The organism is Bradyrhizobium sp., assembly GCF_049798375.1.
Lineage (GTDB): Bacteria > Pseudomonadota > Alphaproteobacteria > Rhizobiales > Xanthobacteraceae > Bradyrhizobium.
This window is the reverse complement of the sequence record NZ_JBARGP010000275.1, coordinates 1-15556: the sequence shown is the minus strand read 5'-3', so window position 1 is coordinate 15556 and position 15556 is coordinate 1. Positions and strand designations below refer to the sequence as shown.

Here is a 15556-nt window from a genome sequence, read left to right as displayed (position 1 = left end):
CGCCGGCCGAGCGGCAGGTCGATGATGCGCCGACCGAACACGACGCGGTTCGACGCCACCGTCATCGCGTCATGATGCGCGCGGCGCATCAGCGCGGTGGATTTGACGCCGTTCGACAGCCGCGAGGAATTGACCATCTCGGCCATCTGCACGAAGCCGCGATCGAGCCGGCCGACGGCGTAGGCGATGGCGCCTTCCAGCTTGATCTCGCCCGAGGCCATCGAGCGGGTACCGAGCTTGTCCTTCAGCCGCACGATCCGGTAGTGGTTTTGCGTGCCGTCATCGAGGAAGCGCGGCATCAGGAACAGGCCGACGCCGCGCGTGCCTTTCTCCGCACCTTGCGGCCGCGCCAGCAGCATGACGACCTTGGCGTCGGCATTCGAGCAGAACCATTTCTCGCCGGTGAGGCGCCAATGGTCGCCCTCCCGCACAGCCGTCGTGGTCAAGGTGCCGACGTCGGAGCCGCCCTCCTTCTCGGTCATGAACTGACCGCCCTGCGTCAGCTTCGCCATATCGGTCTGCGTCAGGCCGCCGAGATATCTGTCCTGCAATTCCCGGCTGCCGAAATTCGCCAGCAGCTTGGCGCAGCCATCGGTGACGTTGATCGGGCATCCGAGCCCGAACTCGGCCTGATTGAACAGGAAGGTGAAGGCATGCTTCGCCGCGACCGGATACTTGTCCGGCCAGCCCAGGATGCCCTTTCGGATCGACATCGCATGGATGCCGAACTCGCCGAAAGCGGCGCGCTCCAGCTCGCGATAGGCCGGATGATATTCGATCCATTGCATGTCGCGGCCGAAGCGGTCGCGCTGGTGCAGCACCGGGCCATGGCGGTCGGCAAGCCGCGCGCATTCGTCGAGATAGCCGCCGGCCAGGGCACCCAGCCGATCGAGATGCGGCTCGATGTGGCGGAATAGCGTGTCGGGCAGATGGATACGCAGCAGGTCGGTCAACGCGGGATCGGCGCGGTAGAAATTCATGCCCGTGGTATCCGGCGCCAGCAAATCCGGCCGCGCCCCACCGGTCATGACGTCGTCGCGCTTCAAGAACTGGTGCATGTGGAATTCCTTGATCGCTTCGGTCCCGGAGTCAGAATATTTTTTTTCGCAGCCCGACTTCCACCTCACGTTCTCGCGCGAATGTGGAGCGGATGCCATAGGAACTTGCTGTCCCCGCCCCTAGATGCATAGCGCCCTGCATTGGAGGAAACCCCATGGACAATCCGACCTACAAGACCGCACTGATCGTCGGTGCCGGCGAGGGGCTGAGCGCCTCGCTGGCGCGGCTGTTCGCGCGCGAGAAGATCCGCGTCGCGCTCGCCGCGCGCAAGGTCGAGAAGCTCGGCGCGCTCTGCCATGAGACCGGCGCCAGCGCGTATCCCTGCGATGCCACCAATCCGGAAGAGGTCGAGCGGCTGTTCGGCCTGGTCGAGCGCGAGCTCGGCACGCCCGACCTCGTGGTCTACAATGCGAGCGGCCGCGCGCGCGGAGCGTTCGTCGACCTGGTACCGGCAGAGGTCGCGCAGGCGATCGCGGTATCGGCTTTCGGCGGCTTCCTGGTGGCGCAGCAGGCTGCGCAGCGGATGCTGCCCAACAAACACGGCGCGATCCTGTTCACCGGCGCCTCGGCAAGCGTCAAGGGCTACGCGCAATCGGCGCCGTTCGCGATGGGCAAGTTCGCGCTACGTGGTCTCGCGCAGAGCATGGCACGCGAGCTGTCGCCGCAGGGCATCCATGTCGCGCATTTCGTCATCGACGGCGGCATTCGCAGCGCCGCCAGGCCAGATTTTGCGGACAAGCCGGATTCGTTACTCGATCCCGATGCGATCGCGCTCAGCTACTGGAACGTCCTGCAGCAGCCGCGCAGCGCCTGGAGCTGGGAAGTCGAGCTGCGACCGTGGGTGGAGAAATTTTAAGGCGTTAGCGGCCGTCATTGCGAGCGCAGCGAAGCAATCCAGCATCACGAAGAAAGTCTGGATTGCTTCGTCGCTTCGCTCCTCGCAATGACGGAAGCTATAATCAATAAGCAACAACAAGAATCCAAGGGAGCTGACATGCCCACCGAGACCACGATCGACACCGGCACCGATGAACTGCTCTGCATGATCAGGGACCGCGTCGCGGTCATCACGCTGAACCGGCCGGAGGCGCGCAACGCGCTGTCTGACAATCTGAGCCCGGCGCTGCGGCGGATGATCAAGAGCTGCGGTGACAATCCCGATGTCGGCGCGGTGCTGCTCACCGGCACCGGGACGGCATTCTGCGCCGGCGGCGACGTCAAGGGCATGGGCGCGCATCGCGATCCCAAGAAGCTTGCGATGTTGCATGAAGAGAAGGTCGCCGATCTCAAGCAGCGGCAGAGCCTGCTGACGGGCGCGCTGCATGGCCTGCGCAAGCCGACCATCGCAGCCCTGCCCGGCGCTGCCGCCGGCGCCGGCCTGGCGATCGCACTCGCCTGCGATATCCGGATCGCGGCGCAATCGGCCTTCGTCGCCACCGGCTATGTCCGCGTCGGGCTGAGCGGCGATTACGGCATCGCCTGGCTGCTGACGCAACTGGTCGGCACGGCGCGGGCCCGCGAATTGATGTTCACTGGCGAGAAGGTCGATGCCGACAGGTGCGCGCAGATCGGCCTCGTCAACCGCGTGGTGCCGGACGAGCGCCTGCAGGAGGAAGCGTTCGCCTTCGCCAAATCGCTGGCGGAAGGCCCGTCGCTGGCACTGCAGGCGATGAAGGACAATCTGGATGATGCGCTCACGGTAGATTTCGATACCGCGCGCGACCGCGAGGCCGAGCGCCTGATCCCGCTGACCACTTCGGCCGATCACAAGGAGGCGGTGCAGGCCTTCATCGAGAAGCGCAAGGCGGTGTTTGGCGGCGGCTGATCAATCGATTGGCTCTCGTAGGATGGGTGGAGCGAAGCTGGCGCTCGAAGAGCGAGGGCGAAGCGATACCCATCGCTAGCCGCCGCATGTGCCGAACCATGATGGGTATCGCTGCGCTCCACCCATCCTACGCGCCTCAGCGCGCCTGCATCCGGTCGGCAGAGTTTGATACGACGAGCCGCAAGCTCGCGCAGGATCGGTCCGCGCCGGCTCCGATCTGCTTCTCGAAGCGCACCAGCTTCCAGTCATCGGGATGCTGGCGGAATAGATAACCGGACTTCTTCGCAAGCCGGATCATGACATCGTTGGAGCGCAGCGTGTCGCCGAACATGGAGATGGCACCGAGCGCGGCGGCGCGGCATTCGAGATTCTGCAGCAGCGCCGGGCCGATGCCATGTCCGTGCCAGCGGTCCTGCACGGAAAGACCGAACTCGACGCTGTCGTCCTCGGAATGAAACGCATAGCGCGCCTCGCCGACGATGCGCTCGACATCATCGCCGGACATGCTTGCAACCAGACTGAAGCGATCGTCCCGCCCGGTGTGGGTGAAGTCATCGAGCACCGTTTTCGGCAACTCGCTCATGGCGCCGAGAAAGCGCTTGTAGCGCGAGCCGGAGCTGAGCCCACGCACATAGGCCTGCAGCTCGTCGGCATCGCCGGGGGTGACGAAGCGCAACGTCACTGCTTCGCCGCGGCGGGTGTGGACCACATCGGAATATTGACCGAGATCGGCGAGGTTCAGCTTCAACATGGCCCACTCCGAGACGAGGACCGCCGACGCCCTCCTTGAGGAGCGGCGTCGGCGTGGCGGCTCATCAAGCCCGCCAGAACGGCTTGTCGATCTCGTAGGCGACATCGCCCCGCGACAGGCCCAGGTCATGCAGATCGCGCTCCGACCAGCGCGCCAATTCCTGGCGCGACTGGTAGCGTTGGTGCCAGACATGGAGCAGCTCATTGAGCCCGCCCAAGGCACCCTGTGCATGATTATTTGTCATTGGTGAGGTGACGCAAGTGGACATGAAGACCTCCTGCAGTTAACTTGCTGACAGTATCTGGGCTCTTTTTGCACTGCCCACAAACGACACTTTGCGCCGCTTCGGATGACATAAATTCATGCAGTTGAGCCCGCTTGGATGAGCGCCCGCCTGCCCTCCCTCAATGGCCTGCGGGCGTTCGAGGCCGCCGCGCGGCATCTGAGCTTCACGCGCGCGGCATCCGAGCTGAACGTGACGCAGACCGCGATCAGCCATCAGATCAAGCGGCTGGAGGACGAACTGGGCATCCGCCTGTTCGTCCGCAACAACCGCAGCCTCGAGCTGACGCCGCAGGCCCGCGATTACCTACCGCTGGTGCGGGCGGCGTTCGACGATCTCCGGCTCGCGACCGAGCGGCTGGTGCGCAAGACCGACGGCAAGGTGCTCACCGTGTCCACGATCGCATCGCTGGCGGCCAAATGGCTGCTGCCGCGATTGTCGGCGTTCCAGGAGGCGCACCCCGGCATCGACGTGCGCATCACCACCTCGACCAGTCTGGTCGATTTCAGGACCGGCGATGTCGATGCCGCGCTGCGCTACGGCCGCGGCCACTGGCCGGGCGTGCGCGCCGAATGGCTGATGGCGGACGAGCTGTTTCCGGTCTGCAGTCCGGCGCTGCTGCAAGGCGACAAGCCGCTGCGCTGTCCGCAGGACCTCTCCCATCACACGCTGCTGCATACCAGCGGCGGCTATGACGACGACTGGCGGCTGTGGCTGACGGCCGCCGGCCTGCCGGCATCGATCTCTAAACAAGGCGGCCTGAGCTTCGACCTCATCTTCGTGACCATCCAGGCCGCGATCGATGGGTTTGGCGTCGCGCTCGGCCGCACGTCCTACGTGCAGGACGACATTGCCAAGGGCCGACTCGTAGTTCCCTTCAAGATCGCGCTGCCGGCGGATGCCGGCTTCTATCTGGTATCGCCGGAAGGCCGCACCGATCTGCCGAAGCTGCGCGCATTCCGGCAATGGGTCAAAGCCACGGCGCAAGCCAAGCCCTGAACAAGCCCCTGAAACAAGTCCTGAGCGCTTCGGCGGGACAATGCTGCTCTGCCAGATGGGATTCCGGTTGGCCGGCCAGCTTCGACGTGGCAAGTTGGCCGCCACCAACACGGCTGGCGAGAATACTCTTCCGCACGAGCCATTCACGGGGAGGGAGATCTCGGATGTCGCAAACCACCGCGCAACCACCAGTCATCAAGTCGCGCATCGGCGCGATCCTGCGGGCGACCAGCGGCAATTTCCTCGAGCAGTTCGACTTCTTCCTGTTCGGCTTCTACGCCGTGCCGATCGCGAATGCTTTCTTTCCTTCCTCGAGCGACACCGCCGCGCTCCTGAAAGCCTACGGCGTATTCTGGCTCGGCGCGCTGATGCGTCCGGTGGGCGCAATCGTGCTCGGCGCCTACATCGACAGGATCGGCCGCCGCCAGGGCCTGATCGTGACGCTCGGCATCATGGCTATCGGCACCATCGTCATTGCCTTTTGCCCGGCCTACGCAGCGATCGGCGTAGCTGCGCCCGTCATCGTGCTGCTCGGTCGGCTGTTGCAGGGCTTCTCCGCCGGCGTCGAGCTCGGCGGCGTGTCGGTCTATCTCGCGGAGATTTCGACGCCGGGCAATCGCGGCTTCTACACCTCATTCCAATCTTCCAGCCAGCAGGTTGCGATTTTTGTCGCCTCGATCATCGGCTTTGTCCTGAGCGAAGCCATCCCCGGCGATGTCGTTCTCGGCTCGATCGGCGGCATCGCCAAATGGCGCATCCCCTTCCTGATCGGCTGCCTCATCGTCCCGGTCATCTTCATGCTGCGCCGGTCGCTGGAAGAAACGCCGGCCTTCCTCGCCATGAAAAAGCATCCGACGGCGTCAGAGGTGTTTGCGTCCGCGCTCGAAAACTGGCGCATCGTCATTCTCGGCATGATGATCGCCGTCCTGACCACGACCACGTTCTATTTCATCACGGTCTACGCTCCTGGCTTTGGCAAGCAGCTCAAGCTGTCGGCTGCGGATTCGCTGCTTGTCACCTTGCTGGTTGCCGTGACGAATTTCTTCTGGAATCCCGTTGGCGGAGCCGTATCCGACCGGATCGGACGCAAGCCCGTGCTGCTGACCATCGCGGTACTTTCGCTCCTGACCGCCTACCCGGCCCTGCATTGGCTGGCGGCGGCACCGAGCTTCGGCAAGCTGCTCGCGGTCGAAATGATGTTCTCGTTCTATTTCGGCGTCTACAGCGGCACCATGCTTGGGTGTTTGGTCGAGATCGTGCCGGCCCATGTCCGCACCACCTGCTTCTCGATCGCGTTTGCGCTGGCGGCCGGCCTGTTCGGCACCTTCACGCCGTTTGCCTCGACCTGGCTGATCGAGCACACCGGCGACAAGGCGTCGCCGGGCCTCTGGCTGATGTTCGCCGCCGTACTCGGCATCATTGCAGCGATGACCGTTTATCGTGGCGGCCGCCAAGCGGTCGCGGCACGCGAGCCTGTGACGGTGTGACGATCGCGCGCCGGCCAGGCGTGATCCGTTCGGCCGGCGGCTCCGATCCTTCTCAGGCTGGTTCTCCGCACCGCTGCTTCTGCCACCTTGTTCGCAAAACTTGAAGCCATGCAGCATCTCGTCAGTCTTGCAGAGCAGATCGCGCAGCGGCTCATCGCGCGCAAGCAGACCATTGCGGTCGCGGAGTCCTCGACAGGCGGGTTGATTTCGGCGTCGCTGCTCGCGGTGCCCGGTGCGTCGGCCTATTTCCTTGGTTCGGCGGTGGTGTACACGCGCGACGCACGGCGCATCCTGATGGAGATTCCGGACGAGGCCATGAAGGGCATCCGCTCGGCATCGGAGCCTTATGCGAAACTGTTGGCGGAGCGCATTCGGCAGCGTTTCTCAGCCGACTGGGGCCTGTCCGAAACCGGCGCCACCGGGCCGACCGGCAACCGCTATGGCGATGCCGCCGGACATAGCTGCATGGCTGTGGCCGGCGCCGAGACATCCGTGATCACGCTGGAGACCGGCAGCAACGACCGCTTCGGCAACATGCAGGTGTTCGCGAAGACCGCGCTGGAGTTGCTGCTAAAGCGGCTGGATCAGTAGTTCAGACGGCCGACAAGCTAGCGATCGTCCCCGCCAAGCGCGATGCACGCGCTGCCGTCCCAACCGAGCGCGCGCGATGGTACTCCGCTGTCGTCCCGGCCAAGCGAGCAAAGCGAGCCGGAGCCGGGATCCATAACCACCGGCTCCGCTTATCGAGTCGGCTGGAGCTACTTGCGATCGCACAACAGCGGCCGGCGGTTATGGGTCCCGGCATTCGCCGGGACGACACTGAATTTGTTGCTCCGCCATCGTGCGAGCCAATGACAAAGAACTTCACTTCTCCCGGAACGCGCGCATCAGCTGGTCGTTGAGCGGCTTCATCAGGTAGGACAGCACGGTGCGGTCGCCGGTCTGCACGAAGGCCTCGGCCGGCATGCCCGGGATCAGCTTGGCGTCGCCGAGACGGGCGATCTCCTGCGGCGGCATCGAGACGCGGATCGTGTAGTAGCTCTGGCCGGTGCGCTGGTCGGTGGTGAAGTCGGGCGAGACGCGGCTGACGACCCCGTTCAGCTCCGGCGTGGTGCGCTGGTTAAGGGCTGAAAGCCGCAGCAGCGTCTTCTGTCCGATCTGCAGTTTGTCGATGTCCTGCGGATTGACCTTGGCCTCGACCTGCAGATCGTCGGTCTGCGGCACGATCAGCATGATGGTATCGCCGGCGCTGATGACGCCGCCGACCGTATGCACCGCGGATTGCAACACCATGCCGTCCTGCGGCGCGCGGATGTCGACGCGGCGGAGCTGGTCCTCGGCGGTGACCTTGCGCTCGACGAATTCACCGATCTTGTCGTGGGTCTCGCGCAGATCCTTGGAGACCTCGCTCACCATGTCCTTGTCGACCTGGATGATCTGCAGCTCGGTCTCGGTGATCTTGCCCTTGGCCTGCGCGCGTGCGGCGATGTACTGCGCGCGCTCGCCATTGAGCCGCGCCGTGTCGCGCTCCAGCGTGGTCAGGCGTGAGATCTGCACCAGATGCTGGTCGTAGAGCTGACGCACGCCGTCGAGCTCCTTCTGCACCAGCGCGATCTCCTGATCCTTGGACGTGACCTGCGCGGTCAGGCCCTCGATCTCCTCGTTGAGCTGGCGGACCCGCTCATGCATCTGCGCCTTCTGCCCGCTGCGGCCATTGACGCGTACGTCGAACAGTTTGCTCTCGCTGGCCATCAGCGTCTTCACGTCCGGGTCGGCGGTGCGCGAGGTGAGCTCCGGCGGGAAGGTGATCTTGTCGAGCCCGCGCTGCTCGGCCTCGAGCCGCGCCGCGCGCGCCCACAGCGCATCGAGATTTTTGCTGACGATCGCCAGACTCGCCTTGGTCACGGTATCGTCGAGCCGCACCAGGATGTCGCCGGCCTTGACGACGTCGCCGTCGCGCGCGCGCAGCTCGCCGACCACGCCGCCGGTCGGGTGCTGCACCTTCTTGACGCTGGATTCGACCACGATCTGGCCGGGTGCGATCAGCGCGCCGGAGATCTGCTGCGTCGCCGCCCAGCCGCCGAGCCCACCGGCCACCACGCCGACCATGGCAAGACCCACAATCAGATGCAGCCGGATCGAGCTGCGGACGCCCCGCGGCCCATTGCCGGCCAGCGCCGGAGCCCCCATGATCGGGCCGCCGGTCATAGCTTCCGTCATGGCTTCGCCACTCCTTGCTCGGAGACGATCTTGATCGGCGTCGGCGTCGTCACCCGCGGCTGCAGCACCTGCGCCAGCACGGTTTCCTTCGGCCCGAACGCCTGCATGCGGCCGTCCTTCATGACCAGCACATGATCGACCGCCTCGATGCCGACAGGCCGGTGTGCCACCACGATCACGATGGCGCCGCGCGCCAGCACCGCGCGTACCGCGCGCGACAGCGCCTCATCGCCCTCGGTATCGAGATTGGAGTTCGGCTCGTCGAGCACGACCAGGAACGGATTGCCGTACAGCGCGCGCGCCAGCGCCACGCGCTGCGCCTGCCCGGCCGACAGCGCCGTGCCCTGCTCGCCGACCTCCGTGTTGTAGCCGTCGCGCATCTTGACGATCATGTCGTGCACGCCGGCCTCCTTGGCGGCGGCGATAATGGCATTGGCATTGGCCTGCGGATCGAACCGCGCGATGTTCTGCGCCACCGTCCCGGCGAACAGCTCGACATCCTGCGGCAGGTAGCCGATGTGGCGACCGAGCTCATCGGATTGCCATTGGTCGAGCGCGGCACCATCGAGCCGGACCTTGCCGCGCACCGGTTGCCAGACTCCAACCAGTGCCCGCACCAGCGAGGATTTTCCCGACGCGCTCGGCCCGATCACGCCGAGTCCCTGGCCCGCCGACAGCGCGAAACTCACGTCCTGCACGATGGCGCGTTGGTCGCCGGGCGCCACGATGCTGATCGCTTCGACCGACAACTGGCTCGATGGCGGCTGCAACAAGGTCGGCACCGGCCGCACCGGCATCCGCTCCAGCAACAGGTTGAGCCGGCGCCAGCTCTGCCGCGCGGCGACGAAGCTCTTCCAATGCGCTATCGCGAGATCGACTGGTGCCAGCGCCCGCGCGCTGAGGATCGACGAGGCGATGATGATGCCGGCAGTCGCCTCCTGGTGGATCACGAGCGTGGCGCCGACCGCGAGCACCGCCGACTGCAGCATCATGCGTAGCACCTTGGCGACGGCGCCCAGGCCACCCGAGACGTCGCTGGCGCGCTGATTGCCCGAGAGATAGCGGGCGTTGGTCTCGTTCCAGCGCTGCAGCAGGCGGCCGGTCATGCCCATCGCGACCAGTACCTCGGCATTGCGGCGACTGGACTGCGCCAGATCGTTGCGGCGCGCGGCGAGATTAAGCGCGTCCTTGGCCGGCTGCCGGGTCATGTATTCGGTGACGAGCGTCAGGGTGACCAGGATGATGGCACCGACGAGCGCAGTGACGCCGATCAGCACATGAAAGGCGAAACAGATCGCGAGATAGAACGGCAGCCAGGGCAGATCGAAGAACGCGCTCGGCCCCTGGCTGCCGAGAAAGGCCCTGATATTGTCGAGGTCGCGCAGCGGCTGCAGTCCTTCGCTGCGCCCCGCGATCAACGGCAATCGCACGATGGTGTCGAACACGCGCGCATTCAGGCTCTCGTCCAGGGCGGTCCCGACCCGTCCCAGGATGCGGTTGCGGACCAGATCCAGCACGCCCTGGGCCAGATAAAGGCCGCCCGCGAGGATCACGAGGCCGATTAGGGTCGGAACGCTGCGGCTCGGCAGCACGCGGTCATAGACCTCGAGCATGAAGATCGAGCCGGTGAGATAGAGCAGATTGATGATGCAGCTCATCACGCCGACGCCGAGAAATGCGCTGCGGCAGCTCCGCAACGCCTCATTCAACTCGGAACGCCGTGCGCCAAGTGCCGCTGCCATTCAGCAAATCTCTTCAATCAAACCGCAGGGGGTGCCGATCATCGACCTCGGATTCGGCAGGAAACATATGAAATATAACGGCTTCCGCCACAACCGTCCAACTACGGGACCGTTAACCTGAACGGACCACGTGCTTGTTCTGTCGGCGCAGCGGACGAAACGTTCGACTTGAGCCTCTGGGCTAAGATGAACGGCGGAACTGCCCCGCTAGAACCGGCCGCGCCCGCGCAGCAGGCCGAGGATCAGCAGCAGGATGACGGCGCCAAATGCTGAATAGATGATCTCGGAGACGATGCCGCGGCCGAGATGAATGCCGAGCTTCGGGAACAGCAGGCTTGCGATCAGGGCGCCGAGAATGCCGACGATGATGTCCCCGATCAGGCCGAAACCGGCGCCGCGCACGATCTTGCCCGCGAGCCAACCCGCAACCAGGCCGACGAACAGCACGACCAGCAAACCCTGGCTCGAAATGTACATGATGAAGTCCCCAATCGCGGTTCCCTGTGCCGCGTGGCCAGCATAGCGGGGCCGAGGCAGCAGGACGACCCGCGAAGCGCGGTTCGAAGCTGTCATCGCACCGCTTTCCCGCCGACCGTTACGTCGCCGCAACAGTCGCGAGAGCCAAGCCAGGTGCCTTGATCTCGACGAGATTGGTCATGGCAACGTCGGCACCTTGGCGTGGAAGTCGGTGGCGCGCTGGAAGGCGGCCCCGATGGTCAGCACGGTGGCCTCGTCGAAGGAGCGGCCGATCAGTTGCATGCCGATCGGCAGGCCCGACGACGAGAAGCCGCATGGAATCGCCAGCGATGGCAAGCCGAGATAGTTAATCGGACGGGTGAAGCGGGTCAGCCGCTGGATCACGGCCTCAGCGTTTTGCCCCGCGCCGATATCGCTTTCCGCGATCGAGGGCGCAGCGACGGGCGACACCGGCGCAATCACCGCATCTACGCCTGAGGTCGCCGCGATGTGCGCGGCGAGCGCGGCGCCGCGCCAGCGCAGCGCTTCCAGATAGGTCACGCCTGACACCGCGAGCGCGTTCTGCAGCCGCATCAGCACCTGAGGGCCGTAATCCTGCGGCCGCTCGATCAGCCAGCGTTTGTGGAACGCCGCGGCTTCGACGGCGAGCACGATCTGCGACGCCGCGGAGAGCTGGCGATGATCGGTCAGCCCGACCTGCACGACATCGGCGCCTTCGGCCTTCAACGTCGCGATCGTGGCGTCGAGCGCCTTCGCCACGTCGGCATCGAGGTCATCGACATAGAACGACTTGGGCACACCGATCCTGAGGCCCTTGAGCGAGGCCTTGGTCGCCGCGAGATAATCCTGCACGGGTGCCGCGCTCGCGGTCGGATCCTCGGGGTCGAGGCCTGCCATCAGGCCGAGCAACAGCGCGCAATCCTCTGCGGTCTGTGCCAATGGACCGACGGTGTCGAGCGATTGCGACAGCGGCATCGCGCCGGCACGGCTGACACGCCCCCAGGTCACCTTCAAGCCGGTGACGCCGCAGAAATGCGCGGGCATCCGGATCGAGCCGCCGGTGTCGGAACCGAGCGCGGCAAAGGTCAGCCGCGCTGCGACCGCCGCGCCGGAGCCCGAGGACGAGCCGCCGGTGACATGGCCGTGCTTCCAGGGATTGTGCACCGCCCCGTAATGCGCGTTATGGCCGGTCGGCCCGTAAGCGAACTCCGCCATCTGCAAGGTGCCGAGCCGGACCGTGCCGGCGTCCTTCAGTCGCTGCAGCGCGGTCGAGGTGGTGCTGGCGACGAAGTCGCGCCGGATCAGCGAGCCGCAGGTTGAGACATGGCCAGCGTCGTAATACATGTCCTTGTGCGCCAGCGGCACGCCGTGCAGCGGGCCCTTGATGTCGCCCTTGGCGAGCTCCTCGTCCGCCGCGGTCGCGGCCTTCAGTGCCGGCTCGGATTCGATTGCCATAAAGGCGTTGAGATGCGGCTGCCATTGCGCGATGCGGTGCAGGCAGGCGCGTGTCACCTCATGCGACGACAGCTGCTTGGCGGCGATCGCCCTGGCGACCTCGGTCAGCGTCATCAATGCGGGCTCCGATCTCATCGCGTCACCTTCAGATGCTGGACCACGACGTAGCTCGCCGGCTCCAGGTCGAACGGCAGGGTGCCGGCGATGGCTGCAAAGCCCTCCAGCGCCGGTCCGATCGAGTTGGCGATCCGCGTCGCGGTCTCCTTGTCGACGGAGACCCCGGCGGCCTCCGCCATCGCGCTCACGTTCTGAGGTGTCGGTTTGGTCATTCGAAATCTCGCTGTTATGCGACCGCGTCAGGCCGGTGGGCTGATGGCCTATCTTATAGGGCGCGGCGGGCTTTGGCGCGCGATTTGCGCAGGGCGGCTCCGCGAACCGACAGACCTCCGGTCGACGATATCGTCGACTACTTGGTCAGCAACGCATGCGCACCGCTCCAATCCTGCGGCGGCGGATTGGCCTGGTAGTGGCGAATGCGCACTTCGTAAAGGTCGTACAGCTGCTGCAGTGTATTTGCCTGATCGGTCTTGCGGCCACGCGCGATCGCGGCCAGCGCCTCCTCCCAATCGCGGCCGCGATAGGCGGCCAGCATCTCGATGGTCAGGTTGCGCAGGCGCTGGAAGCGCTCGGAATGCATCACCTCCTCGCGGCCGGCGATGGCATAAATCACCTCCGGCTCGCTTTTGCCTTTCACCATGATGAAGTCGAGCTCGAGGATCGCGAAGCGATCCTTCGCCGCCATCGCGGTCCGGGAGCCGACGATGATCGGAAAACCGTATTGCTTGGTCTGGCCTTCCAAACGCGAGGCAAGATTGACGCTGTCGCCGAGCGCCGAATAGTTGAACTGCAGATCGGAACCGAGATTTCCGACCACGCAGGTGCCGGTATTGAGACCGACGCCAACATTGAGCGGAATATAGACACGGCCGCCGAGATCGGCCTCGTGCCTGCGCGCCAGGTTGAGCGCCTCAACCTGGTCGAGCATATCCAATGCGGCGTGACAGGCGTTGACCTGATGCTCTCTGTCATCGAGCGGCGCATTCCAGAACGCCATGATGGCGTCGCCCATGTACTTGTCGATCGTGCCCTTGCGCGCGAGAATCGCATTGCTGAGCGGCGTCAGGAAGCGATTCATGAGCTGGGTCAAGCCCTGCGGGTCATGCTTGTAGCTCTCCGAGATCGAGGTGAAGCCGCGCACGTCCGAGAACATGATGGTGATCTCGCGCTCCTCGCCGCCCAGAACGAGCTTCTCCGGCGAATGCGCGAGCTGCTCGACCAGCGCCGGTGACAGATACTGGCTGAAGGCAGAACGGATCTGGCGGCGCTGGCTCTGCTCGCGCACGAAGCTCGCGAAGATCAAGGTCAGGTAGATTGCTGATGTCGACAGCATCGGATAGGTGAAGTCGAGCAGCAGCTGGTGCCGCGTGTAGCTGTACCAGGAGATGCCGATCAGCGCGGACGCGAACAGCGCACCGACCACGACGAGCATCACCGCGCCGAGCCGCGGCGCGAGGACGATGACGAGCAGGCCGAGCAGCAGCGCCGCGCCGAATTCGGCGGTGATGCCCCATGTCGGCAGCCGCAAGGTCGCACCGGTCAGCGCCGCCTCCAGCACCTGTGCATGCACCTCGACGCCCGGCATCACCGGCGACACCGGCGTGGTCTTGATATCGTTGAGCCCGATCGCGGAAGGGCCGACCAGCACCAGCTTGCCGGAGATCTTGTCCGGCGGCGCGCGCCCCTCCAGCACCTCGATCGCCGAGACATAGATCGTCGGATCGCGCGGGGCATAGTGGACCCAGATCTGGCCGTTGCGGTCCGTCGGGAGCTGGAAACCGCGCAGACCGAGGCCGAGAATGCCGCTCTGGTCGGCCTTGATGAGGATCGTGTCCGAATGGCTTGCCACCCGCAGCATCTCGAAGCTCAGCGACGGCATGATCACGTCCTGCGCCCGCATGATCATGGGTACGCGGCGGATGATGCCGTCGCGCTCCGCCCTGATCGTGAACAGGCCGCGGCCGGCCGCGGCATGCTCGAGCACCGGCACGTTGCGCAACAGCCCCGGAAACCTGACCATGAACCGCTGCGGATCGCCGACCAGGCCAAAGCCGGTGACGGGCAGCGTCTTGTCAAGACTCGCATGGACGTCCGGGCCGCCGGATTCGCCGAGCACCACGCGCGCGCCGCTCAAGCTATCGGCCAGCACCTGATCGTTCGACGGCAGCGCCCGCAGCTTGTCGCGCGTCGCCCCATCGAGATTAGGAAAGGTCTCGGCGGCGATCGCAGGGTCGAGGCGATCAGGCTCGGCGAAAACCACGTCGAAGGCGATCACGACCGCGCCAAGCTGGGTCAGCCTGGTGACGATTTCGGCGATGCGCGTGCGAGGCCATGGCCACTGGCCGAGCTTGGGATCGGCAAGGCTCTTCTCGTCGATGTCGACGATGGTGACGGGGCGGACCGTCTTCACCCGCGGCGCGAGCACCTGGAAATTGTCGAAGGTGCGGACCCGCAGCTCCTGGATCGGTGCCGGATCGGCCACGCGCAGCGCGGCGAAGCCCATCAAGAGCAGCAGGCATATCGCCCGCGCGTAGCCGAACCGGCGCGCAAACCACCGTGGCACGTCTCGGAGACGTCTCATCTGATATCCACGGTCGGCGTCGTGGCCGGTTGCAGCAAGGGATCGACGGCATCCTTATCATGGACCCGGCGTGGCTTGGCAACGGCCCAGATCAGCTGCCCCGAACGGCCGGGACAACTCATCAGACGATATGGAAGTCGTTCTGGTGCGCGGTGAGCTGCGCCAGCGTCACGCCTTTCAGCGTGATCGTCTCGTGCGCAGCGTCGAGCAGGACTGTATCGTGATTCGCATTCGCGGCGTGGGCGCTGTTCAGGACGTCCTGTACCGACGGCCCGAACAGCGAATGGTCGAGCTCGAGCACATCCTTGTTGACGTTGAAGTCGGCAATGATGGCGCTGCCGAAATGCGGATTGAACACGAACGTGTCGTTGCCACCCAAGCCGAAGATGGCCGCACCGCCACCGACATGGTCGAAGGTGTCGTCCTGCGCGCTGCCGATCACGATCGGTGAACCATTGCCGGCGATACTGATGGTCAGCGGTTGCAGGCCGAAATCGCCGTGTCCGTCACTGACTTTGGCCTGATAGGTAAGGGTCAGCGTGTCGCCCGGCTCAAGGAAG

At 65.1% G+C, this 15556-nt stretch carries 15 protein-coding genes and 1 pseudogene; 6 read left to right on the top strand and 10 right to left on the bottom strand.

Annotation, left to right across the window (positions count from 1 at the left end; translation table 11 throughout):
- A partial coding sequence (locus WA702_RS11870; RefSeq protein WP_425110712.1) for an acyl-CoA dehydrogenase family protein occupies positions 1-1058 on the bottom strand: 1058 nt, incomplete at its 3' end.
- Positions 1059-1213: 155 nt separating this feature from the next.
- Here WA702_RS11870 and WA702_RS11865 point away from each other — a divergent pair.
- Both WA702_RS11865 and WA702_RS11860 read left to right on the top strand, forming a co-directional pair.
- Positions 1214-1915 (top strand): SDR family NAD(P)-dependent oxidoreductase, encoded by a 702-nt coding sequence (locus WA702_RS11865; protein WP_425110711.1) that lies wholly within the window; start codon positions 1214-1216, stop codon positions 1913-1915.
- Between the two features lie 138 nt (positions 1916-2053).
- Positions 2054-2884: an enoyl-CoA hydratase-related protein gene (locus WA702_RS11860; protein WP_425110710.1), complete on the top strand. Its 831-nt coding sequence runs from the start codon at positions 2054-2056 to the stop codon at positions 2882-2884.
- Positions 2885-3020: 136 nt separating this feature from the next.
- On the opposite strand, the gene WA702_RS11855 is transcribed toward WA702_RS11860, so the two are convergent.
- Together WA702_RS11855 and WA702_RS11850 are read right to left on the bottom strand one after the other, a co-directional pair.
- Positions 3021-3635 carry an N-acetyltransferase family protein gene (locus tag WA702_RS11855; RefSeq protein ID WP_425110709.1) on the bottom strand — a complete coding sequence of 205 codons (615 nt, stop codon included), beginning with the start codon at positions 3633-3635 and terminating at the stop codon, positions 3021-3023.
- 64 nt (positions 3636-3699) lie between these two features.
- Positions 3700-3903, bottom strand: a complete 204-nt coding sequence (locus WA702_RS11850) for a DUF1127 domain-containing protein (protein ID WP_425110708.1) — start codon at positions 3901-3903, stop codon at positions 3700-3702.
- A 114-nt stretch (positions 3904-4017) separates the two neighbouring features.
- Between WA702_RS11850 and WA702_RS11845 the strand changes: the two genes are divergently transcribed.
- The 3 genes from WA702_RS11845 to WA702_RS11835 all read left to right on the top strand — a co-directional run bounded on the left by WA702_RS11845 (position 4018) and on the right by WA702_RS11835 (position 6995).
- Positions 4018-4917 (top strand): transcriptional regulator GcvA, encoded by a 900-nt coding sequence (locus tag WA702_RS11845; protein ID WP_425110707.1) that lies wholly within the window; start codon positions 4018-4020, stop codon positions 4915-4917.
- A 164-nt stretch (positions 4918-5081) separates the two neighbouring features.
- Positions 5082-6404 (top strand): MFS transporter, encoded by a 1323-nt coding sequence (locus tag WA702_RS11840; protein ID WP_425110706.1) that lies wholly within the window; start codon positions 5082-5084, stop codon positions 6402-6404.
- Positions 6405-6512: 108 nt separating this feature from the next.
- Complete coding sequence (locus tag WA702_RS11835; RefSeq protein WP_425110705.1) at positions 6513-6995, top strand: CinA family protein; 483 nt, start codon at positions 6513-6515, stop codon at positions 6993-6995.
- A gap of 273 nt (positions 6996-7268) precedes the next feature.
- Here the strand turns inward: WA702_RS11835 and WA702_RS11830 are convergent, their stop codons facing one another.
- Both WA702_RS11830 and WA702_RS11825 read right to left on the bottom strand, forming a co-directional pair.
- On the bottom strand, positions 7269-8594 hold the full coding sequence (locus WA702_RS11830) for an HlyD family type I secretion periplasmic adaptor subunit (protein WP_425110713.1): 1326 nt from the start codon (positions 8592-8594) through the stop codon (positions 7269-7271).
- Between the two features lie 26 nt (positions 8595-8620).
- Positions 8621-10366, bottom strand: coding sequence for a type I secretion system permease/ATPase (locus WA702_RS11825; RefSeq protein ID WP_425110704.1), 1746 nt, complete (start codon positions 10364-10366; stop codon positions 8621-8623).
- Here WA702_RS11825 and WA702_RS11820 point away from each other — a divergent pair.
- Positions 10269-10487 (top strand): hypothetical protein, encoded by a 219-nt coding sequence (locus WA702_RS11820; RefSeq protein WP_425110714.1) that lies wholly within the window; start codon positions 10269-10271, stop codon positions 10485-10487. The genes WA702_RS11825 and WA702_RS11820 overlap by 98 nt on opposite strands.
- 86 nt (positions 10488-10573) lie before the next feature.
- Here the strand turns inward: WA702_RS11820 and WA702_RS11815 are convergent, their stop codons facing one another.
- The 5 genes and pseudogenes from WA702_RS11815 to WA702_RS11795 all read right to left on the bottom strand — a co-directional run.
- Positions 10574-10843: a GlsB/YeaQ/YmgE family stress response membrane protein gene (locus WA702_RS11815; protein WP_425110703.1), complete on the bottom strand. Its 270-nt coding sequence runs from the start codon at positions 10841-10843 to the stop codon at positions 10574-10576.
- Positions 10844-11020: 177 nt separating this feature from the next.
- Positions 11021-12433, bottom strand: a complete 1413-nt coding sequence (locus WA702_RS11810) for an amidase (protein WP_425110702.1) — start codon at positions 12431-12433, stop codon at positions 11021-11023.
- The gene (locus WA702_RS11805) at positions 12430-12627 is read right to left on the bottom strand and encodes a hypothetical protein (RefSeq protein ID WP_425110701.1); all 198 of its coding nucleotides are present in this window, start codon (positions 12625-12627) and stop codon (positions 12430-12432) included. Before WA702_RS11805 ends, WA702_RS11810 begins: the two co-directional genes overlap by 4 nt.
- Before the next feature lie 137 nt (positions 12628-12764).
- A complete protein-coding gene (locus WA702_RS11800) occupies positions 12765-14996 on the bottom strand; it encodes a CHASE2 domain-containing protein (RefSeq protein ID WP_425110700.1) in 2232 nt (743 codons plus the stop codon).
- A 121-nt stretch (positions 14997-15117) separates the two neighbouring features.
- Positions 15118-15556: pseudogene (locus WA702_RS11795) on the bottom strand (hypothetical protein); the annotation flags it as partial.